The 20,362-nt window shown below is 70.5% G+C and carries 22 protein-coding genes; 15 read left to right on the top strand and 7 right to left on the bottom strand.

Annotated features, from left to right (window positions below):
- Nucleotides 1–115: 115 nt before the first annotated feature.
- The 5 genes from ACFZBP_RS21525 (at nt 116) to ACFZBP_RS21505 (ending at nt 4,926) form a co-directional block, all read left to right on the top strand.
- The gene (locus ACFZBP_RS21525; protein WP_383457346.1) at nt 116–1,138 is read left to right on the top strand and encodes a LacI family DNA-binding transcriptional regulator; all 1,023 of its coding nucleotides are present in this window, start codon (nt 116–118) and stop codon (nt 1,136–1,138) included.
- A gap of 233 nt (nt 1,139–1,371) precedes the next feature.
- Nucleotides 1,372–2,397, top strand: coding sequence for a trypsin-like peptidase domain-containing protein (locus ACFZBP_RS21520; RefSeq protein ID WP_391415245.1), 1,026 nt, complete (start codon nt 1,372–1,374; stop codon nt 2,395–2,397).
- Between the two features lie 32 nt (nt 2,398–2,429).
- On the top strand, nt 2,430–2,624 hold the full coding sequence (locus ACFZBP_RS21515) for a hypothetical protein (RefSeq protein ID WP_391415243.1): 195 nt from the start codon (nt 2,430–2,432) through the stop codon (nt 2,622–2,624).
- Nucleotides 2,625–2,746: 122 nt separating this feature from the next.
- On the top strand, nt 2,747–3,484 hold the full coding sequence (locus ACFZBP_RS21510; protein ID WP_391415241.1) for a response regulator: 738 nt from the start codon (nt 2,747–2,749) through the stop codon (nt 3,482–3,484).
- Nucleotides 3,481–4,926, top strand: a complete 1,446-nt coding sequence (locus tag ACFZBP_RS21505) for an ATP-binding protein (protein WP_391415239.1) — start codon at nt 3,481–3,483, stop codon at nt 4,924–4,926. The genes ACFZBP_RS21510 and ACFZBP_RS21505 overlap by 4 nt, the downstream gene beginning before the upstream one ends.
- On the opposite strand, the gene ACFZBP_RS21500 is transcribed toward ACFZBP_RS21505, so the two are convergent.
- The 5 genes from ACFZBP_RS21500 to ACFZBP_RS21480 all read right to left on the bottom strand — a co-directional run bounded on the left by ACFZBP_RS21500 (nt 4,901) and on the right by ACFZBP_RS21480 (nt 7,057).
- Nucleotides 4,901–5,260, bottom strand: a complete 360-nt coding sequence (locus tag ACFZBP_RS21500; RefSeq protein ID WP_391415237.1) for a hypothetical protein — start codon at nt 5,258–5,260, stop codon at nt 4,901–4,903. The genes ACFZBP_RS21505 and ACFZBP_RS21500 overlap by 26 nt on opposite strands.
- A complete protein-coding gene (locus ACFZBP_RS21495; protein ID WP_391415235.1) occupies nt 5,257–5,601 on the bottom strand; it encodes a DUF6247 family protein in 345 nt (114 codons plus the stop codon). Before ACFZBP_RS21495 ends, ACFZBP_RS21500 begins: the two co-directional genes overlap by 4 nt.
- Before the next feature lie 210 nt (nt 5,602–5,811).
- Nucleotides 5,812–6,027 (bottom strand): DUF397 domain-containing protein, encoded by a 216-nt coding sequence (locus tag ACFZBP_RS21490; protein WP_391415233.1) that lies wholly within the window; start codon nt 6,025–6,027, stop codon nt 5,812–5,814.
- The gene (locus ACFZBP_RS21485) at nt 6,024–6,227 is read right to left on the bottom strand and encodes a DUF397 domain-containing protein (protein ID WP_391415231.1); all 204 of its coding nucleotides are present in this window, start codon (nt 6,225–6,227) and stop codon (nt 6,024–6,026) included. The genes ACFZBP_RS21490 and ACFZBP_RS21485 overlap by 4 nt, the downstream gene beginning before the upstream one ends.
- Nucleotides 6,224–7,057 (bottom strand): Scr1 family TA system antitoxin-like transcriptional regulator, encoded by an 834-nt coding sequence (locus tag ACFZBP_RS21480; RefSeq protein WP_391415229.1) that lies wholly within the window; start codon nt 7,055–7,057, stop codon nt 6,224–6,226. The genes ACFZBP_RS21485 and ACFZBP_RS21480 overlap by 4 nt, the downstream gene beginning before the upstream one ends.
- Before the next feature lie 453 nt (nt 7,058–7,510).
- On the opposite strand from ACFZBP_RS21480, the gene ACFZBP_RS21475 reads away from it, so the two are divergent.
- The 5 genes from ACFZBP_RS21475 (at nt 7,511) to ACFZBP_RS21455 (ending at nt 12,411) form a co-directional block, all read left to right on the top strand.
- Nucleotides 7,511–7,792: a hypothetical protein gene (locus tag ACFZBP_RS21475; protein ID WP_391415226.1), complete on the top strand. Its 282-nt coding sequence runs from the start codon at nt 7,511–7,513 to the stop codon at nt 7,790–7,792.
- A 42-nt stretch (nt 7,793–7,834) separates the two neighbouring features.
- Nucleotides 7,835–8,398: a hypothetical protein gene (locus ACFZBP_RS21470; protein ID WP_391415224.1), complete on the top strand. Its 564-nt coding sequence runs from the start codon at nt 7,835–7,837 to the stop codon at nt 8,396–8,398.
- 30 nt (nt 8,399–8,428) lie between these two features.
- A complete protein-coding gene (locus ACFZBP_RS21465; protein WP_391415222.1) occupies nt 8,429–9,322 on the top strand; it encodes a phosphotransferase in 894 nt (297 codons plus the stop codon).
- 125 nt (nt 9,323–9,447) lie between these two features.
- Nucleotides 9,448–11,508 carry a pectinesterase family protein gene (locus ACFZBP_RS21460; protein ID WP_391415220.1) on the top strand — a complete coding sequence of 687 codons (2,061 nt, stop codon included), beginning with the start codon at nt 9,448–9,450 and terminating at the stop codon, nt 11,506–11,508.
- Nucleotides 11,509–11,661: 153 nt separating this feature from the next.
- On the top strand, nt 11,662–12,411 hold the full coding sequence (locus ACFZBP_RS21455; protein WP_391415218.1) for a carbonic anhydrase: 750 nt from the start codon (nt 11,662–11,664) through the stop codon (nt 12,409–12,411).
- Nucleotides 12,412–12,615: 204 nt separating this feature from the next.
- On the opposite strand, the gene ACFZBP_RS21450 is transcribed toward ACFZBP_RS21455, so the two are convergent.
- Nucleotides 12,616–13,881, bottom strand: a complete 1,266-nt coding sequence (locus ACFZBP_RS21450; protein WP_391415216.1) for an LmeA family phospholipid-binding protein — start codon at nt 13,879–13,881, stop codon at nt 12,616–12,618.
- Between the two features lie 93 nt (nt 13,882–13,974).
- On the bottom strand, nt 13,975–15,789 hold the full coding sequence (locus ACFZBP_RS21445; protein WP_391415214.1) for a 5'-nucleotidase C-terminal domain-containing protein: 1,815 nt from the start codon (nt 15,787–15,789) through the stop codon (nt 13,975–13,977).
- Nucleotides 15,790–15,970: 181 nt separating this feature from the next.
- On the opposite strand from ACFZBP_RS21445, the gene mshD reads away from it, so the two are divergent.
- The 5 genes from mshD (at nt 15,971) to ACFZBP_RS21420 (ending at nt 20,292) form a co-directional block, all read left to right on the top strand.
- A complete protein-coding gene (gene mshD / locus ACFZBP_RS21440; RefSeq protein ID WP_391415212.1) occupies nt 15,971–16,951 on the top strand; it encodes a mycothiol synthase in 981 nt (326 codons plus the stop codon).
- Nucleotides 16,952–17,043: 92 nt separating this feature from the next.
- Nucleotides 17,044–17,430: a GntR family transcriptional regulator gene (locus tag ACFZBP_RS21435; RefSeq protein ID WP_383457298.1), complete on the top strand. Its 387-nt coding sequence runs from the start codon at nt 17,044–17,046 to the stop codon at nt 17,428–17,430.
- Nucleotides 17,427–18,314 carry an ATP-binding cassette domain-containing protein gene (locus tag ACFZBP_RS21430; protein ID WP_391415210.1) on the top strand — a complete coding sequence of 296 codons (888 nt, stop codon included), beginning with the start codon at nt 17,427–17,429 and terminating at the stop codon, nt 18,312–18,314. The genes ACFZBP_RS21435 and ACFZBP_RS21430 overlap by 4 nt, the downstream gene beginning before the upstream one ends.
- Entirely contained in the window at nt 18,311–19,315 is a 1,005-nt protein-coding gene (locus ACFZBP_RS21425) for an ABC transporter permease (protein ID WP_391415208.1), read from the top strand. The genes ACFZBP_RS21430 and ACFZBP_RS21425 overlap by 4 nt, the downstream gene beginning before the upstream one ends.
- Entirely contained in the window at nt 19,312–20,292 is a 981-nt protein-coding gene (locus tag ACFZBP_RS21420; RefSeq protein WP_391415206.1) for a hypothetical protein, read from the top strand. The genes ACFZBP_RS21425 and ACFZBP_RS21420 overlap by 4 nt, the downstream gene beginning before the upstream one ends.
- Nucleotides 20,293–20,362 lie beyond the last annotated feature (70 nt).

The raw sequence follows: 20,362 nt of genomic DNA, 5'->3' as shown, positions 1-20,362 counted from the left end.
GGCGCCCGGGCAGGGCGCGCGGGGCGTCGCGTGCGTACGGGAGAGTGACGGCCCGGCGCCAGGCAAGCGCCTTCACGCCCTGCCCAGAGCAGGTCCATCCGCGTAGACTCCGCGCGTGGCCAAGGTGACTCGGGATGACGTGGCGCGGCTGGCAGGGACATCCACTGCCGTCGTCAGTTACGTCATCAACAACGGACCCCGGCCGGTCGCCCCGGCCACGCGCGAGCGTGTCCTCGCCGCGATCAAGGAACTGGGGTACCGGCCCGACCGGGTCGCCCAGGCCATGGCCTCGCGGCGCACGGATCTCATAGGCCTGATCGTGCCGGACGCCCGCCAGCCCTTCTTCGGCGAGATGGCACACGCGGTCGAGTGGGCCGCCGCCGAGCGCGGAAAGATGGTCCTCGTCGGCAACTCCGACTACGTCGGCGAGCGCGAGGTCCACTACCTGCGGGCGTTCCTCGGCATGCGCGTCTCCGGACTCATCCTCGTCTCGCACGCCCTGAACGACCTGGCCGCCGCCGAGATCGAGGCCTGGGACGCCCGGGTCGTCCTGCTGCACGAGCGGCCCGAGGCCATCGACGACGTCGCCGTCGTCACCGACGACCTGGGCGGCGCGCAGCTCGCCGTACGGCATCTGCTGGAGCACGGCTACGAGTACGTCGCCTGTATGGGTGGCACCGCGGAGACGCCGGCGGTCGGTGACCCGGTCTCCGACCACGTCGAGGGGTGGCGGCGTGCGATGTCCGAGGCCGGAGTGCCCACGGAGGGGCGGCTGTTCGAGGCGCCGTACAACCGGTACGACGCGTACCGGATAGCGCTGGAGATCCTCTCCGGGCCCAGGCGACCGCCCGCGATCTTCTGCTCGACGGACGACCAGGCCATCGGTGTGCTGCGGGCCGCGCGGGAGCTGCGGCTGGATGTGCCGGGGGAGTTGGCTGTCGCCGGGTTCGACGACATCAAGGAGGCGGCGTTGACGGATCCGCCGCTGACGACGATCGCGTCGGACCGGTCGGCCATGGCCCGGGCAGCGGTGGATCTCGTGCTGGATGACGGGTTGCGGGTGGCGGGGTCTCGGCGGGAGCGGTTGAAGGTGTTTCCGTCGAGGCTTGTCGCGCGGCGGTCGTGTGGGTGCGCGTAGCGCTCCGCTGGTTGAGCCGTCATTCGTCTGACGGTGGTGTGTGGTTGCTCGCGCCCACGCGGCGGAGCCGCATATTGATACAGCCCCGCGCCCCTTGGTTGGCTGCATGAAGCCTTTCTGAGAAGTCTCAGCCAGCCGCCCTGAACGGCCTTTACATCGGGCATACGGCCTTCTGCCGGGCTTCTCAGGCGGTGCTCAGGAAGCTCTCATGGTCGGGCGAGAAGCTCATTTCCATGACCGAGAGCTTCCGCCGCAGCGGCGAACACGACAACCCGTACCAGGGCGCTCCCGTGAACCCGGAGTGGCCGCCCCCGCCGTCGTACCAGCCGACGGCACCGACCGCTCTGCTCTCCGAGCCCGTCGCCCAGCGACCGAGGGCGCGGCGGCGGCCCCGTGGTCCCGTCGCCCTGATCGCCGCCGTGGCGATCGTCGCCGCCGCGATCGGGGGCGGCACGGCGTACGGCATACAGGAGCTGACCGGCCACGACACCGTCGCGACCACCAGCTCCACCAGCACCAACGTCGTCCCCTCCAGTCAGAAGGGCACGGTCTCCGGGGTCGCCAAGGCGGTCAGCCCGAGCATCGTCGAGATCAACGCGACCTCGAACGCCGGGTCCTCCACCGGCTCCGGCGTGATCATCACCGGTGACGGCGAAATCGTCACCAACAACCACGTCGTCTCCGGCGCCACCTCGGTCAAGGTGAAGACCAGCGACGGCAAGGAGTACACCGCCGAGGTCGTCGGCACAGACAGCAGCAAGGACCTCGCGCTGATCAAGCTCCAGAACGCCTCCGGGCTGACGGTGGCCACGCTCGGCGACTCCGCCGGCGTCCAGGTCGGCGACGAGGTCGTGGCGATCGGCTCCCCCGAGGGCCTGACCGGCACCGTCACCAGCGGCATCGTGTCCGCGCTCAACCGTGACGTGACCGTCTCGACGGACGAGAGCCAGGGTCAGCAGCAACAGCAGCAGGGCGGCGGCGGTTGGCCGTTCGAGTTCGGTGGCCAGCAGTTCAACGGCGACACCGGGTCGTCGACGACGACGTACAAGGCGATCCAGACGGACGCGTCCCTGAACCCCGGCAACTCCGGCGGCGCGCTGATCGACATGAACGGCAACATCATCGGCATCAACTCCGCGATGTACTCGGCCGCCGGCTCGGGTTCGTCCGACGCGGGCAGCGTGGGCCTCGGCTTCGCGATCCCGATCAACACCGTCAAGGCCGACCTGGCGAAGCTGCGGTCGGGTTCGCAGACCTGACGTCGTAGCGCCCCCAGCTGAAGGAGTACGTCATGATCCAGCAGGTTGAGCACACCGCGACCGGTGCCGGCGCGGCCGACATCGCCCTCGCCCTGGCCGTCGCCGGCGCCCTGCACGCGCCCACGGCCTCGTCCCGGGCGCCGGAGCTGGCGACCGTCCGCAGCAGCGCGGGACGCCGGACCGCAGCGGCCCGCAGCCGTCGCCGTACGGCACGGCGGGCGGCCTGAGCGGCCGCGAGGCCCTCCATTGCCGCGAGGCCGAGCAGACCGAGCAGACCGAGAAGCATGCGAGGCTGAAGGCGTTCAGCCGCTCAGCCCCCGTCCACCGCACCCCCGAGGATCCCGAGCCCATGAGCCCCGCCGATGGCGACCGTGACCCCCAGCGCATCCTGATCGTCGACGACGAGCCCGCGGTGCGTGAAGCACTCCAGCGCAGCCTCGCCTTCGAGGGATACGACACCGAGGTCGCGGTCGACGGCGCCGACGCCCTGGAGAAGGCGACGGCCTACCGGCCCGACCTGGTGGTCCTGGACATCCAGATGCCCCGCATGGACGGCCTGACCGCCGCCCGCCGCATCCGCGGTGCCGGGGACACGACACCGATCCTCATGCTGACGGCCCGCGACACGGTCGGCGACCGCGTCACCGGGCTGGACGCCGGGGCCGACGACTACCTGGTCAAGCCCTTCGAACTGGACGAGCTCTTCGCCCGGGTCCGCGCGCTGCTGCGCCGCAGCTCGTACGCGGCGGCGGCCGATGCGGGCGCGGTGGCGGACGACGAGGCGCTGACCTTCGCCGACCTGCGCATGGACCTCGCGACACGGGAGGTCACGCGGGGTGGGCGGCCGGTGGAGCTGACCCGTACGGAGTTCACGCTGCTGGAGATGTTCATGGCGCATCCGCGCCAGGTGCTGACCCGTGAGCAGATCCTCAAGGCGGTCTGGGGCTTCGACTTCGAGCCGTCGTCGAACTCGCTGGACGTGTACGTCATGTACCTGCGCCGCAAGACCGAGGCGGGCGGCGAGCCGCGGCTCGTGCACACGGTTCGGGGCGTGGGGTATGTGCTGCGGCAGGGCGGGGCGGAGTGAACAGGGTTCTGCGCCGGTACCGCTCGCTCCCGATCCGCTCGCGGCTGGCCCTGCTGGTGGCGGCGGCCGTGGCGTTCGCGGTGGCGGCGGTTTCGGTGACGTGTTGGTTCCTGGTGCAGGGGAAGCTGTACGAGCAGGTCAACGACGACCTGGAGCAGGCCGCGCGGATGAAGCCCGGTCAGTGGGTGGAGCTGCAGAACGCGCTCGCCAACTGCACGGACACACCGCAGACCTCAAGGCCCTTCAGGAATCTGTACACCCAGGTCGTGAAGTCCGACGGGACCCCCTGCGTGACCGACGACTCGATCGGCGCGATCAAGGTCACCCAGGCCGACAAGGACGTGATCAAGGCCGGTCTCAGCCGCCCCGGTGTCATCCACAACGGCACGGCCGTGGACGGTACGCCGGTACGGGTCATCACCGTGCCGCAGCCCGCCCAGAACACCGGCACGGGTGAGCAGACCTACGTGGCCATCAGCATCGCGGTGTCACTGGAGGGCACCCAGTCCACCCTCAACGACCTCGCCCTCATCCTCCTCCTGGTCTCCGGCGTAGGAGTCGTCGGCGCCGGCGCCGCCGGCCTCGCGGTCGCCCGTGCGGGCCTGCGTCCCGTCGACAAGCTCACCGACGCCGTGGAACACGTCGCCCGCACCGAGGACCTGAACATCCGCATCCCGGTCGAGGACGACAGCGAGGACGAGGTGGCCCGGCTCTCCCGGTCCTTCAACTCCATGACGTCGGCCCTGGCCAGCTCCCGCGAGATGCAACAGCAGCTGATCGCCGACGCCGGCCACGAGCTCCGTACGCCGCTGACGTCGTTGCGTACGAACATCGAACTCCTCACCCGCAGCGAGGAGACCGGCCGCCCGATCCCCGAGGCCGACCGCAAGGCCCTCCTCGCCTCCGTCAAGGCCCAGATGACCGAACTGGCCTCACTGATCGGCGACTTGCAGGAACTGTCCCGCTCGGAGGGCCAGCGCGGCGAACGCGTCCAGGTGGTCTCCCTGGAGGACACGGTGGAGTCGGCGTTGCGCCGAGCCCGCCTCCGGGGCCCGGAACTGACGATCACGGCCGACCTCCAGCCCTGGTACGTCCGCGCGGAACCAGCGGCACTGGAGCGCGCGGTCGTCAACATCCTCGACAACGCGGTGAAGTTCAGCCCCGAGGGCAGCACGATCGAGGTCGCCCTTCACGACGGCACCCTCACCGTCCGCGACCACGGCCCCGGCATCCCCGCCGACGAACTCCCCCACGTCTTCGACCGCTTCTGGCGTTCGCCGAGCGCCCGGGCCCTGCCGGGCTCGGGACTGGGCCTGTCGATCGTGGCGCGTACGGTCGAGCAGGCGGGCGGTCAGGTGACGCTGGGGCGGGCGGAGGGCGGGGGGACGGTGGCCACGGTGCGGTTGCCGGGGGCGCCTACGGCTCCGCCGGAGGTTCCGTAGGAGGTTCGTAGACCTGCCAGAAGATCTCTACCACCACGATCTGCGGATCCTCAGTGCGCGGATCAAAGGTATAGATCAGCCAACCCTTGTAGTTGTCGAAGTACAGAATGCGCGGCCCCTTGGGGTCCGTGGACCGTACCGGTTCAACGCTCATGCTTTCCGGGAGCTCGGCATCGCCATCGATCCCCCGGAAATAGGGATCTTTCGCCGTGACCAGCTCAGCGCGACCCTCGTCAACCATCTTCCGTACGTGCTCCGGCAGCGCCTCACGGTAGGCAAGGGCATCGAGCCGCCAGTCCATCTGCCAAGGCGGCCCCATGAACCCGCCGGTCACTCGCCAGGCTCCAGTTCCCGCATGCTGTAGCGGATCTTCGCCACTTCTTCGAGGAGCGCCTGAGCCTCAGAGAAATCGGCGGTTTCCGCGGCACGGCGGTGCAGATCTCTCACGTGAGCGTCGAGGGCGGGATCACGGGCAATCGCGTACTCACACCACCAGCGAGCCATGAAAGCGGACACTGGGCCAACGTCGTATGTGTCGGCAATCGCGCGCTTCCAGTGCCTGTCGAAGTCAGGAAGGAGCTGGGGCGCGTCCTCGACGATGGCCCTGCGCAGCGCGTTCGGCGTCCGCTCGGGCATGGGAGAGACGACGTGATCGGGTTCCGCGTGGGCAGCCATGATCGGTGTCCTCCTTCGACGCGTCGTGTCTACGACCATAACCGCGCTCACCGTCCCCACGCCGAGCGTCCGCGAGCCGGCTCCGCCGGAGGGGGCGGGGTGGTCAGCGGGTCCAGCCCTTGATCGAGCTCGGCGCCGGTGATCGTGTTCTCTGTCATGACGCCACCGTGACCGGCCCGAACCCTTGTCCGTCCCGGTTTCCCGCCCGCTTCACCCGACGGTGGGCATACCCGCCTGAGCCTTGACGCCATCGGTGAAGGCGGACCAGGACGACGCCGAGAAGATCAAGGGGCGGGTCGTCGGGGTCTTGCTGTCGCGGACGGGGACGAGGCCGGGGTGGCCGTCGGCGACCTCGACGCAGTCGTTGGCTGCCCCGAAGCTGTAGGACGACTTTCGCCACACGGCGGTGCTGAGGTCAGGGGTCACGCGGTCTCCTTCACGCCGTGCACGAAGGCGGACCAGGACGACGCCGCGAAGAGCAGCACCTGGCCTGCGGGGACCTTGCTGTCTCGGACGGGGACGACGCCGGGGTGGCCGTCGGAGACCTCGATGCAGTTCGATGCTCCCCCGTCGCTGTACGAAGACTTGCGCCACACGGCGGTGCTCAGGTCGGGGGTTCGATTCATGATCGGTGCTCCTCCAGAAGGCGTTTGATGAACGCCGCCGACTCCACCGGAGGCAGAGCCGCGTCCCTGACCAGATCGTAGGACAAGCGAAAATCCATAACCCTGTCCGGATCCTCAAAGAGCTCGCCGAAGCCGTTGCCCTCCACATAGGCAACGGGATCTCCGACTCTCTGCCACAGCAGGATGAGGTCGCTGCTCATGAGGTCGTGCACGCCAGCGGTGAACGGAAGCACCTGTAGTGCGACCAATGGCAGTTCGGCGGCCTCCAGCAGGTGGGACAACTGGTCCGCCCACACCTTCGCATCAGGAACCGGGCGCCGCAGCGCCCCTTCGTCCAGGATCACGCGGAGACTCGGCGCCGGATCGCTGTACAGCAACTCCTGCCGTCCCATGCGCAACGCCACCTGCTCTTCGACTTCTTCGCCGTTGCCAGCCGTTGTCTGGGCTCCAGACAACCCTGACAACACCGCCCGCGCATAGTCCTCGGTCTGCAACAGGCCCGGCACGCGCAGCTGGAACATCCACATGAGCCGGGCCGTCGCTTCCAGCTCCATGAACCTCTTGTACTTGTCCTTCACGACCTCCTTGCGCGCGTCACGCCACAGGCGAACCAGCAGGTCACCCGAGCTGTGATAGCTGTCCAGGTCCTCCATGACAGCCACCTTGGACAGGCGCTCACCCGACTCCAGCCGACTCAGGTAGCTCTTGTCGTACCCGGTGTCGTCGGCCATCTGCCCCAGCGACTTGCCTGCCTTCTCCCGGAGGAGTTTCAGGGTCCGACCCAGCGCAGCCCGTCCCGATTCCCGCTCCCCGTCAACAACTTCGCCCACGTCACCCCTCCCCGTCGCCTGGCGCCCCAGACAACACCAAACCTCTTCCGCAGAGTACGCCGCACCTGTGACGATCAGGGCACGAACGGTAATCACCGCTCGTCAGACCCCAGCCATGCCAAAACCCCCGCGGCCGATTCGCACTCGGCCCGGGGGCGTGGCCGACGCGTAGAACCCAAGGAGCACCGGCATGCGCGAACGTACCGCCCGACTCGTGAAACCGCTACTGACCGCACTCGTACGTGTACTGCTTCCCAGTCAAGGTCGACACCGGGCGCCAGACGTGCCTCAACCCCCGGCCCGCACAAGGACGTTGACCACGCCAGCCCACCACCCCGTCCAACCCTGCCGCTGCGAGCGCGAACGGATCCTGCAACGCCGTCGTATCCACTGGGCCGCCGCCTACGGCACCAACACCGCCCCACGCCCCAGCACCGAAGCGGAGCTCCCCGCATGAACGCCCCCGACGAACTCCGCCTCCTCCCCTGGGCCACCCCCGACGGCAAACCCTGCTACCTCAGCGCCGACCACGACCACAGCAGGCTCTCCCGGCTCGCCGACGACATGGAGGTGGCCCAACTGGACTCGGGGGAACAGGTGCTGGCCGGCGCCAGGGCCGTCCTGGCCGACAGCAAGGCGGGCGAGCGCGCGGTGCGCTTCGCGCTGACCAGGGCGGTCGAGTCACTCGGCGACGCACTCCGCGTCGCGACCAGCCGAGGCCGGCGTATCCCGTAACCTGCGGCAGATCGGCAGGCTCCCGGAGGGCGGGGTGGACAGGTGACAGGCGCGAACCCGGGGTCGGCCCGTCTGATCGCGACCGTGGACGCCCTGCGGCTGGCGCTGGCGGAGAGCACGGATCTGCTCGACTTCACGCTGGGCGCGGCGATCGACGAGGCGACCGCGGCGGCCGCCGAGGCGGAGGGCGTGCCGCGGGAGTTCCTGGACTTCTGCCGGGTGCTGGACGGGGCGAGTTGCGGGCCGTCCGTGCAGTTGTTCGGGCTGGAGGAGGCCGAGGAGCACCAGTTCTACTGCGGGCCGGTGGTCGACTCGCCGCTGGAGCTGTCCCCGGAGAAGCTGTTCTGTGTCGGGCTGGTCCACGACACCCCGGTCTTCCTCGACCGCGCGGGGAGCGACGGCGTCCTCGGTATCCCGGACGAGCACGGGGAGTGGGTCGACGCGGAGCGCTTCGAGCGGCTCGCGCCGGGGCTGGAGGCGTTCTTCCTGGACCGGGTGGCGACGGCGGAGTATGCGCGAATCGCCCTCGTCGACGACGAGTTGGTGGAGTACGACGACTGGCTGAAGCTGCTGCGCCGGGCCGGTCTCGCGGAAAATCTCGGTTGATCCGGACCTCGGCGTACGAATACTGGCTGCATGACGATGCACGTTGACCAGGTGGACGTGACGGTCGACATCGTCGCCACCCTGGTCCAGGAACAGTTCCCGGAGTGGAGCGGCAAGCCGGTCCGACGGCTGTCGTCGACCGGGACGGTCAACGCCATCTTCCGCATCGGGGACGACCTCTCGGCGCGTTTTCCCCTGCGTCTGGCCGATGCCGACGACACGCTGGCGGTGCTGGAACGGGAAGCCCGGGCGAGCGCGGAGCTGGCACGGGTGGTGTCCCGGTTCCCCGCCCCGGAACCCGTCGCCCTCGGCGGGCCCGGAGCGGGTTACCCCATGCCGTGGTCGGTCCAGACATGGCTGCCGGGGACGGTCGCCTCGGATGCCGACCCGAGTGGGTCACACGCCTTTGCCGAGGACCTCGCGGCTCTTGTCGCCGGCCTGCGGGAGGCCGAGACGCTGGGGCGGCTCGGCGAGGGCCGTGGTGGCGTCCTCACGCACCACGACGACTGGATGGCGCAGTGCTTCGAGGAGAGTGAGGGGCTGCTCGACGTGCCCCGGCTGCGCAAGGTGTGGAGCCGGCTCCGGGAGCTGCCGCGCACGGATGCCGACGTGATGAGCCATCGCGACCTGATCCCCGGCAACGTACTGGTCGCGGGAGACCGCCTCGGCGGCGTACTCGACACCGGCGGCTTCGGCCCGGCCGACCCCGCGCTGGATCTGGTCAGTGCCTGGCACCTGTTGCAGCCGGGCCCGCGGGACGTGCTCCGGCGGGCGCTGGGCTGTGACGACCTGGAGTGGGAGCGCGGCAAGGCCTGGGCGTTCGAACAGGCGATGGGTCTTGTCTGGTACTACGTCGAGAGCAATCCGGCGATGAGTCAGATGGGCCGCCGGACACTCGACCGCATTCTGGAGTCGACGGAGTGACGCGGCCCCGGCCGTAGGCCGCTGCAGGCTCCGTCCCCGGCCCTCACCCCCACCCCGGCAACCTTTCCGCGCGTCGCGGCGACCGCTCCTCGGAGCAACCACCCCCGCACGGAACGGATCGCCTCATGAGCGAGCAGCACAGCAAGGCCCGTCATCGCAGAGGGCGGAAGGCCCTGGCGGCCGGGGTGCCGTTGGCGCTGACCGCCGCCGGCACCCTCGCCTACGGCACGGACCTCGGGCTCTTCGGAGCGGGCGCCCAGCAGCGGGCGGCCGCCGCGACCGCCGCCCCCGCCTGGGCCACCGCCACCGCCGACGGCTTCGCCTCCGTCAACTCCCTCGGCCAGAACGGCACTTACGGCGGGCGGGACGGACAGATCGTCACCGTCAGGACGCAGGCCGACCTGGAGAAGTACGCGACGGCCGCCGAGCCGTACGTCATCGTCGTCGCCGGGACCATCACCATGAGCCCGGTCGGGAAAGAGATCAAGGTCCAGTCGGACAAGACCATCGTCGGGTCCGGGACGTCCGGGCACATCGTCGGCGGCGGCTTCTTCCTCGGCCAGGGGGTCCACAACGTCATCATCCGGAACCTGACCATCCGGGACGCGTACCAGGGCATCTGGAACGACAAGGATCATGATTTCGACGCGATCCAGATGGACGGCGCCCACCATGTGTGGATCGACCACAACGACCTGCGGCACATGGCCGACGGCCTCATCGACGTCCGCAAGGACAGCACGAACGTCACCGTGTCCTGGAACAAGCTGAGCCAGAACAACAAGACCTTCGGCATCGGCTGGACCGAGAACGTCAAGACGGACATCACGATCCACCACAACTGGATCCGCGAGACCGAGCAGCGCAACCCGTCCACCGACAACGCCGCCCACGCGCACCTCTACAACAACTTCCTGGAGGACGCGGCGGGGACCGACATCAAGTCCTCGTACGGCAACTACTCCCGGGGCAGGACCAAGATGGTCCTGGAGAACTCCTACTTCCAGGGCATGAACAACCCCGTCACCAAGGACGGCACGGCCGCCCTGGTGCAGAAGGGCAACACGTTCGTCGGCACCAGCGGGCGCAACGAGAGCGGTGGTACGGCCTTCGACCCGAAGAGCTTCTACGGCTACACGCTCGACAGGACCGCCGACGTCCCGGCGCTCCTCAAGTCCGGTGCGGGGCCGCGCGGTTCCATCGGTACGACGGCCAACGCCAAGGCGGCGGCCACCACCCTCACCGTCGCCAAGGACGGCAGCGGGCAGTACTCGACCGTGCAGGCGGCCGTGAACGCCGTACCCGCGAACAACGCCTCCCGGGTCGTGATCGCCGTCAAGCCGGGTACGTACCGGGAGACCGTCAAGGTGCCGTCCAACAAGCCGCACGTCACCATCCAGGGCACCGGAGGCAGCCGTAAGGACACGGTGATCGTCTACAACAACGCGGCGGGGACGCCCAAGCCGGGCGGCGGCACCTACGGCACCGGGGGCAGCGCCACCGTCGCCGTCGAGGCCGACGACTTCCAGGCCCGGAACCTGACGATCTCCAACGACTTCGACGAGAGGGCGAACCAGAACCTGAGCGGCCACCAGGCCGTGGCCCTGCGTACCGCCGCCGACAAGGTGTTCCTGGACGGGATCATCACCGAGGGCGACCAGGACACCCTGCTGCTGGACACGGCCGCGAAGGACCGGCTCGGCCGGGTGTACATGAAGAACTCCTACGTCACCGGCAACGTCGACTTCATCTTCGGCCGGGCGTCGGCCGTGATCGACCGGTCGGTCATCACCCTGAAGAAGCGCTGGGACGGCACGTCGGCCGGCTATGTCACCGCCCCCAGCACGGCCGCGAACCGCAAGGGCATCCTGATCGCCAACTCGGCCGTGAACGGCGACGTCTCCGCGTCCAGCTTCTATCTGGGCCGCCCCTGGCACGCGGGCGGTGACGCGACCCTCGACCCCCAGACGACGGTCCGCAACACCACCCTCAGCGCGGCGGTCAGGTCCACGCCCTGGACGGACATGAGCGGCTTCTCCTGGAAGGACGACCGCTTCGCCGAGTACAAGAACACGGGCGCGGGAGCCGGGGGCGCGAGCGGGGACCGGCCGCATCTGACCGACGCGCAGGCCGCCGGGCAGGAGGTCGCGGACTGGCTGGGCGACTGGACGCCGACGGCTTCCTGAGCGCTCCCTGAGGTGCCGTTCGCCCGTTCAACGTCAAGGCGGGCGCGGGGGATCGTCAAGAACGGTCAATCGATCGATCATTACTTCTCCGCACCCGTCCATGATTCAGCAAGGTGAAATTCTGGTTCGAATCTCGGGCGTACGTTCCAGTCCGTGAACTCTGACAGAGCCAAGCGGTTCGCCCTTCCTTCTCCCGCCCGCCGCGCACTCCTGCGGTTCGGGCTCACCGGGACCGCGGCGCTGGGGGCCACGGCCGCCCTCGGCGCCGTTCCCGCCGCCGCGACCCCCAAGGCCCCCGCGCCTTCCTCGCGCCCCCGCCCGAGTACGCCCCAGGAGGCCCTGCGTGAACTCGCCGCGGGCAACCAGCGCTGGCGCACCTTCCGGGAGCGGCACCCCGACGAGTCGCCCGCCGTGCGGCAGGCCCTGACGGCCGGTCAGCACCCCTTCGCCGTCATCCTCGGCTGCATAGACTCCCGGGTCCCGCCGGAGCTGGTCTTCGACCAGGGCCTCGGTGACCTGTTCGTCGTGCGCTCGGCCGGCGAGGTCCTGGACGAGGCGGTTCTCGGCAGCATCGCCTACGGTCCGCTGGAGCTCGGGACACCGCTGATCGTGGTGCTGGGACACCAGTCGTGCGGTGCCGTGACCGCCGCCGTCAAGGCGGACGAGACCGGTGAGCGGCTGCCGGCGCACATCCAGTACCTCGCGGACCAGATAGCCCCCAACATCGACCACACCAAGGAGGGCGACGCCCGCATCGCCTCCACCATCGACGCCAACGTACGGGCTGTCCGCGCCCGCCTCGCCGCGGAGCCCGACCTCGCCGCGATGGTCGACGCCGGCAAGCTGGCCGTCGTGGGCGCGCGGTACGACCTGACGAACCAGCGGGTCAGCCGGGTCGCCTGACGCCCGCGAGCGACTCCCCCGGTATGTCCGGCGTCAGTGGAAGCCGAGCATGCCGGGGGAGTCGATGTCGACGGTGAGGAAGCCCGGAGGGTAGTCGGGCTCCTGCTCCGTCAGGATGATCGACATGCCTCCGGTCTCCATGCGCTATGGAGCAGATGGTCCGGATTTCTACCGACCCGCCCGAACGTGTGAGCACCAGGCGACTCAGCGGGAGCCGCCGATCACCAGCCCCGTCCCCTCCAACCGCACCCTGATCCCGTCCTCCTCCACCCGCACGTCCCGCAACCGCACCTGCCCGCTCGGCGGCTCCGGCAGGCGGAAGCCCAGGGAGAGCTGGTCGGCGAGGACCGGGCGGGTGAGGCGGGGCAGGGCGTCGAGGAGGGCGGGGTCGAAGCCCAGGAGCGCCAGGAGCTGCGGGTGCTCGAGGGCCAGGTCGATGAGGTTCAGCCGCATGGCCTGGTGGATGAAGCGCGGGGTGCCGGTCAGCTCTGTCAGCCTGGACTCGTTGCGCAGGGCCGCGCGGACGACCGAGTCGGGCACTCCGAGGCGCCGTACGACCGACGGGATCGACAGGAGCGCCTTCGCCTTGCGGGTCTCGTGGGCGAGGCGGGCCGCCGACTTCCGGCTCAGGTGCAGGCCCTGCGAGGTGCGGGCGCCGGGGCGGTACGTGGCCAGGTCGCCGATGTCCAGGCGCATGCCGCCGATATGCGTGGCGATGCCGCGGTCGCCGTTGCGCACGATCCGGGCCTCGGCACGCAGATCGAGGTCGTGCCCGGCGACCGGCAGGGTGCCGCGCGCCCGGACCCGGTCGTGGCCCTCGCCGGTGAACGTCACCTGGGACGCGCCGAGTTCACGGTTCAGGTCGGCGAAGGAGAGCAGGACGTCGCCCTCCAGGTGGGGGACGTCGGCGCCACGCACCGAGGTCGGACCGTCGGTGTCGAGGCGTACGTCTCGTGCCGTCGCCGTCACCTGGGCGAGCGAGACGCGGTCGGCGGCCACGTCGGGGACGGTCACCTTCACCGAGTCCAGCCGCTCGTCGACGAGCTGGGTGAGGAAGGGGAAGCCGTCGATCTGGACCTCGGGGGCGGCCGCCAGGTGCAGGCGGTCCTTGAGGGTGTCCGCCGCTCTGCGCTCGGCGTAGAGGAGGGCCCAGCGGTCGGCGAGGGTGAGGAAGGCGGCGAGGACGAGGACGCCGACCACGGCCTTCATCGCGAGCGGAAGCCCCGCGAAGCGGCCTCGGCGCCGGCGGCGGCCGTTGCGGCGGTGGTTGGGCGGGGCCCAGGGATCGTCCTGGGCCTCCGCGCCGTCCCGCTCGTCCGGCTCTCCCGGCTCTTCCCGTATGCCCTCGCGGAGGAATTCATCGAGCGGGCCGTCGTCCGTCGGACCGTCCAGCGGTCCGTCGTCCAGCCTGCCGAGCTCCTCGTAGGGGTTTGTATAGGGATGCGTCGTTATGTGGTGGGGGGAACGCATCGGCCCATCCGACCATGCGCACACCCCCCACCCGCAACCTCTACCGGGGGTTTGCGATCTAGTTCACGCCGGTTCACAAAGTACTGCGTTGAACTACTGCACGACCGTGATCCGGTTCGCCGCCGGCGGCGAAATGGGGCTGCCGGCCGAGGAGTTGGCCGTCAGGTACTTCTCCAGCACCGTCAGGTCGTCCGTGCCGACCAGGTCGTTCGTGCCCTGCCCCAGCGTGGGGAAGCCGTCGCCGCCGCCCGCGAGGAAGTTGTTCGTGGCGACGCGGTAGGTGGCGGCCGGGTCGACGGCCGCGCCGTTCAGCTTGATCGAGTCCGTGACCACCCGGTCGGCGCCCGACTTCGTCAGGTCCAGCGTGTACGTCAGACCCGACGACACCTGCAGGACCTTCGGGGAGGCCGTGTTCGTGCCGCTGACCTGCTCCTTGAGTACCTGGATCAGCTGCGCGCCGGTGATGTCCTGGAGGTTCACCGTGTTGGAGAACGGCTGCACCGTGAAGCCCTCGGCGTAGGTCACCACACCGTCGCCCTCGCTGCCCTTGGCCGCGTAGGTGAGCGGCGCGCGGATGCCGCCGGGGTTCATCAGCGCGAGGTCGGTCTCCGGGTCCAGTTCCTTGCCGTACGCCAGCTGCGCGTCGGCGATCAGGTCGCCGAGCGGGGACTCGGTGCCGGTGCTGGGGATGTCGGCGGAGATGTAGCCGATCGCGCGGTTGCCGATGGGCGCCGCGAGGGTGTTCCACCGGTCGATCAGCGCGGTCATGTCGGGCGCCTTGGGGACGTCCCGGGTGACCACGTGGTTCGCGGACTTCACGGCCGTACGGGCGATGTCGCCGGTGAAGCGGTCGTACGTCAGCGTGGTGTCGGTGTAGAGGCGGCCGAAGGACGCGGCCGACGTCACCATGCGGGGCTTGCCCGCCGGGTCGTCGATCGTGCAGACGTACGCGGCGTGCGTGTGGCCGGTGACCAGCGCGTCGACCTGCGGCGTGATGTTCTTGGCGATGTCGACGATCGGGCCGGAGATGCCGTCGCCCGCACCCGGCGCGTCACAGTCGTAGTTGTACGAGGAGGAGGCCGGGGCCCCGCCCTCGTGGATGAGGGCGACGATCGACTTCACGCCCTGGCGCTGGAGCACCTTGGCGTACTTGTTGATCGTCTCGACCTCGTCCTTGAACTTCAGGCCCTTGACGCCCTCGGCGGAGACGACGCCCGGGGTGTCCTCCAGGGTCACGCCGATGAAGCCGACCTTGACGTCCTTCTTCTTCCACACCCAGTAGGGCTTGAGGATCGGCTTGCCGGTCTTCTCGTCGAGGACGTTCGCGGCGAGGTAGGGGAAGTCGGCGCCCTTGAACTTCCTGCCCTCGACGTAACAGCCGGCCGTGGGGTGGCAGCCGCCGTTCTGCAGGCGGGCCAGTTCCCTGGCCCCCTCGTCGAACTCGTGGTTGCCGACGCTCGTCACGTCCAGGTCGAGCTTGTTCAGCGCCTCGATCGTGGGCTCGTCGTGGAAGAGGCCCGAGATGAGCGGGGAGGCGCCCACCATGTCACCGCCGGCCGCGGTGATGGAGTACTTGTTGCCCTCGCGGGCCTGGCGCAGATGGGTGGCCAGGTACTCCACACCACCGGCGTCGATGGTCTTCGTCGTGCCGTCCGGCTGCACCTCGGTGACTCGCCCGGAGGAACCGGCCGGCGGCTCCAGGTTGCCGTGCAGGTCGTTGAAGGACAGCAGCTGGACGTCCTGGTAGCGGTTGAAGTGGTGACCGTGGCCGCCCTTCGCCGAGCTCTCCGGCGTCGCCGTCGCGGGAAGCGCCGCGGCCAGCGCGCCGACGGTGGCGAGTCCGGCGGCGGTGGCGACGAGCGCGTACGTACGGCGTCTGCGGTGCTGCTGGTGGGATGTGGCTGACATCCGCCCCCCTGTGAGTCGTGGATGACACGTCGGTCCTGGGTGACCCGCGTGTCGTGAGTGACATGGCCCCGTCGGGCGGCAGCCTAGAGTCAACGCGCGTAGCGCGACAGGGGGTTCCTGGTTACAGCCTGGTTGCTTCTGTGCCGGGACTTTGCCGGAGGCGCCCCTTACCCTCGTACGCATGACCAGCGACGACACCGCACACCCCCTGCCGACCCGGGCCATCGAGACCCACGCCGCGCTCACCCCGGAGCAGACCGAGGCCGTACTGGAGCTGCTCGCGGAGGCCGCCCGGAGCGACGGGCAGCAGGCGGTGTCCGAGCAGGGGCGGCTGCAGCTGCGGTATCACATGGCGTCGCGAAGCGACTCCGTTGAGGGTGGTGGTGGGCGACGGGCGGACGGGGCACGCGAGGGGGTGTCGCATCTGCTGCTGACCGTCGCCGACGAACTGGTCGGCTACGCCCAGTTGGAGGACACCGACCCGGTCGAGGCCCCGGCCGCCGAGCTGGTCGTCCACCCGGCGCACCGCGGCCACGGGCACGGCCGCGCGCTGGGCGCGGCCCTCCTGGGCGCGTCCGGCAAGCGGCTGCGGGTGTGGGCCCACGGCGGCCACGCCGCCGCCCGCCACCTCTCCCAGGTCCTCGGCCTCACCCTGTTCCGCGAACTGCGCCAGATGCGCCGCCCGTTGGCGGACCTGTCGCTGCCGGACCCGGTGCTCCCCGAGGGCGTCACGGTCCGCTCCTTCGTGCCCGGCCAGGACGACGCGGCCTGGCTCGCGGTGAACGCCGCCGCCTTCGCCCACCACCCCGAACAGGGCTCCCTCACCCAGCGCGACCTCGACGACCGCAAAGCCGAGCCCTGGTTCGACCCGTCCGGTTTCTTCCTCGCCGAGCGCGACGGCGAGCTCGTCGGCTTCCACTGGACGAAGGTCCACGCCGAGGAGGGCCTCGGCGAGGTGTACGTCCTCGGCGTCCGCCCCGGCGCGCAGGGCGGAGGCCTCGGCAAGGCCCTGACCACCATCGGGCTGCGCCACCTGTCCGCCCAGGGCCTCCCCACCGCCATGCTCTACGTCGACGCCGACAACAAGGCGGCGGTGTCGGTCTACGAACGCCTCGGCTTCACCACGTACGAGACGGACCTCATGTACCGGACCGAGACCTGACATACCCCTCTTAAGGGGCGGCAGGCTTGACGCCGCCCCTTTCTTTCCACCACCCTTTCACTACTCAATTAGTGAAAGGGTGGTGGAACGGAATGGTCGACTACCGCATCGACCGACGCTCCGGCGTAGCCACCTACGTGCAGATCGTCCAGCAGACCAAACAGGCCCTGCGCCTGGGCCTGTTGGAGCCCGGCGACAAGCTGCCCACGGCCCGTGAGGTCGTCGAGGCGACCGCCATCAACCCCAACACCGTCCTCAAGGCCTACCGCGAACTGGAACGCGAGGGCCTGGTCGAGGCACGCCGGGGACTCGGGACGTTCGTGCGGCGCGGACTGAACACCGCGCCCGCGGAGTCCCCCCTGCGCACCGAGTTGGACGCCTGGGCCCAGCGGGCCCGCGAGGCCGGGCTGGACCGCGACGACGTGGACGCGCTCTTCACCGCAGTACTGGACACGCACTTCAAGGGGGACGATTCATGACCGAGACCGCCATCGAGGCGGCCGCACTGGGCAAGGGGTTCGGGCGACGGCGCAGGCAGGCCCTGGACGCCTGCTCCTTCCGGCTCCCGGCAGGCAGCGTGTGCGCCGTCGTCGGCCCGAACGGCGCCGGTAAGTCCACACTGCTCTCCCTGGCCGCCGGACTGCTGCGCCCCACCGACGGCACGATCACCGTCCTCGGCGCCGCCCCGGCCGCGGTCCGCGAACGCCTCGCGTACGTCGCCCAGGACAAGCCCCTGCACCCCCAGCTCACCGTCGCCGACACCCTGCGCTACGGCCGCGAGCTGAACCCCGGCCGCTGGGACGACCGGGTCGCCGGACGGATCGTCGCCGAGGGCGAACTCGGACCCGACGCCAGGATCCGCACCCTCTCCGGCGGCCAGCGCACCCGCGTCGCCCTCGCGCTCGCCCTCGGCAAGCGCCCCGAGCTGCTGCTCCTGGACGAGCCGATGGCCGACCTCGACCCGCTCGCCCGGCATCAGCTGATGGCCACGCTCATGGCCGACGCCGCCGAACACGGCACCACGGTTGTCATGTCCTCGCACGTCGTGGCGGAACTGGACGGCGCCTGCGACCACCTCCTGCTGCTCGGCGCCGGCCGCGTCCGCCTCGCCGGCCCGCTGGACGACCTGCTCGCCGCGCACCGCCTCGTCACCGGCCGGGCCGACGCATCGCTCGACCCGCACACCGTCGTCGAGTCCCGCACGACAGGACGTCAGGTCACCGCGCTCGTACGGCCCGAGGGTCCCCTCGGGGAGGGCTGGCAGGCCACCGCCCCGACCCTGGAGGAGCTGGTCCTGGCCCACCTGCGCGCCCCCGAGACCCCGGCCCTGCGGCTCGACGAGGTACGGGAGGCCGCCGTATGACCGCCGTGACGACCCTCGACACGTCCACCGCCCGCACGTCCTCCCGGGGGCCGCGCGGACTGCTCTGGGCGATGCTGCGACTGCACCGCTGGGCGCTGTGGTTCTGGCTACCGCTGGTGGCCGTCGGCGCGGGAGCGCTGCTGTGGGCGTACGGTCCCGGGGCGGACGCCGCCTGGGCCGAGTACCACAAGGCGGGGTGCGGCTCGACGACGGCGACCGGCCTGGACTGCGACCTCGTCGGTCCCGCCTACACCCGGTACGACACGGTCGTCGGCGTCGGCGTCGGAATCCTCGCTCTCGCCCCCTTCCTCGTCGCCGGCTGGGCCGGCGCCGCGCTCATCGGGCGCGAACTGGAGAACGGCACCGCCCAGTTGGCCTGGACGCAGTCCGTCTCCCCCGCCCGCTGGCTGGCCGCCAAACTCGCCGTCCCGGCCGCCCTGATCACCGCCGGCATGCTCGTCCTCACACTGCTGCACCGCCTGCTGTGGTCGACGGACGGTCAGCTGCGCGAGGCGATGGGGTCGGGTCACTGGTACGAGGGCACCACCTACGAGGCCAACGGCACCCTCGCCACCTCCTACGCCCTGCTCGGCCTCGCCGTCGGCGTCCTGGCGGGCCTGCTCCAGCGCCGCGCCCTGCCCGCGCTCGGCCTGGCGGTCGTCGTCCTCGCACTCCTGGCGACCGTGCTCGGCACCGTGCGCCCGTACCTGTGGCCGCTGAAGACGCTCACGAACAAGCACGAGTACCCGGCGTACATCGGCATGGTCGTCGACGAGGGCGCCCTCACCTCCACCGGCGCCCGCGTCGCGGACCCCATCTGCGTCGACAACGCCAAGTGCCTCGCCGACCACGACATCGTCGGCTTCTACCGCGACTACCACCCCTCCTCCCACTTCTGGCCCCTCCAGCTCGTCGAGACCGGCATCGTCCTCGCCGTCACCGCACTGGCGGTCCTGATCGCCTTCCGGCTGCTGAACGGCCGTACGGGAGCCGCCGTATGACCACCGCACCGTCCGCCGCGACGGCCCCCGCCACCGGCCGGCCGCCCCGCGGCCCCCGCGGCCTGACCTGGACCGTTCTGCGGCTGCACCGCCCGACGCTGATCCTGTGGGCGGTCGTCGTCCTCAGCGGCGCCGCGGTGCTGCTGTGGGCCTACGGACCGGGTGCCCACGCGGCCCAGGCGGAGTGGGACCGGGTGTGCGCCGGCCGCGAGGCCTGTGTGTGGGGCGACCCGATCTACGACTTCGACCGCGTCTTCAGGGCGGCCGGATCCGGCCTGACCTGGCTCCCGGCGCTCGTCGCCGCCTGGGCGGGCGGCGCCCTCGTCGGCCGCGAGCTGGAGAACGGCACCGCGCGTCTCGCCTGGACCCAGGGCGTCACCCCCACCCGCTGGCTGGCCGCCAAGCTCGCCGTCCCGGCGGTCCTGCTCACGGCCGGCACGACCGTCCTCGTCCTCCTGCACCACCTGGTCTCCGACGCGCACCCGCTCCCGCTGGGACGCTGGTCCTGGTACACCGAGGACAACTTCCAGGCCAACGGCACCGCGGCCATCGCCGCACCCCTGCTCGGTCTGGCGCTCGGCGCCCTCGCGGGCCTGCTCCTGCGCCGCGCGCTCCCGGCCCTCGCCCTCGCGCTGGTCGCCACCGAAGCACTGGGTGCCCTCGCCACCGCCGCGAGCCGCAACCTGGTGCCCTGGGAGACCGCGGTCGGCACCCTGAAGACCGGCTACCGGACACCCGCGCACATCATCACCGGCGACCAGGGCGCCCTCACCTCCACGGGCGCCCGCGTCCCCGACCCGCTGTGCGTCGACGACACCCAGTGCCTCGCGGCCCACAAGATCGTCGGCTACTACACCGACTACCACCCCTCCTCCCACTTCTGGCCCCTCCATCTGGTCGAGACCGGCCTCCTGCTGGGCGCCGCGACGCTGGCCACCGCCGCCGCCTTCTGGCTGCTGCGCCGCCGCACCCCCTGAGAACCCCGCCCGTACGTCCCTCCACGGGGGGAGGGACGTACGGTCCGGACCGACGGACCGTCACCTGGAC

The organism is Streptomyces sp. NPDC008086, from assembly GCF_042957325.1.
Taxonomy (GTDB): domain Bacteria; phylum Actinomycetota; class Actinomycetes; order Streptomycetales; family Streptomycetaceae; genus Streptomyces.
Note: the sequence above shows the minus strand (reverse complement) of the source record. Positions and strands in the feature narration are given on the sequence as shown.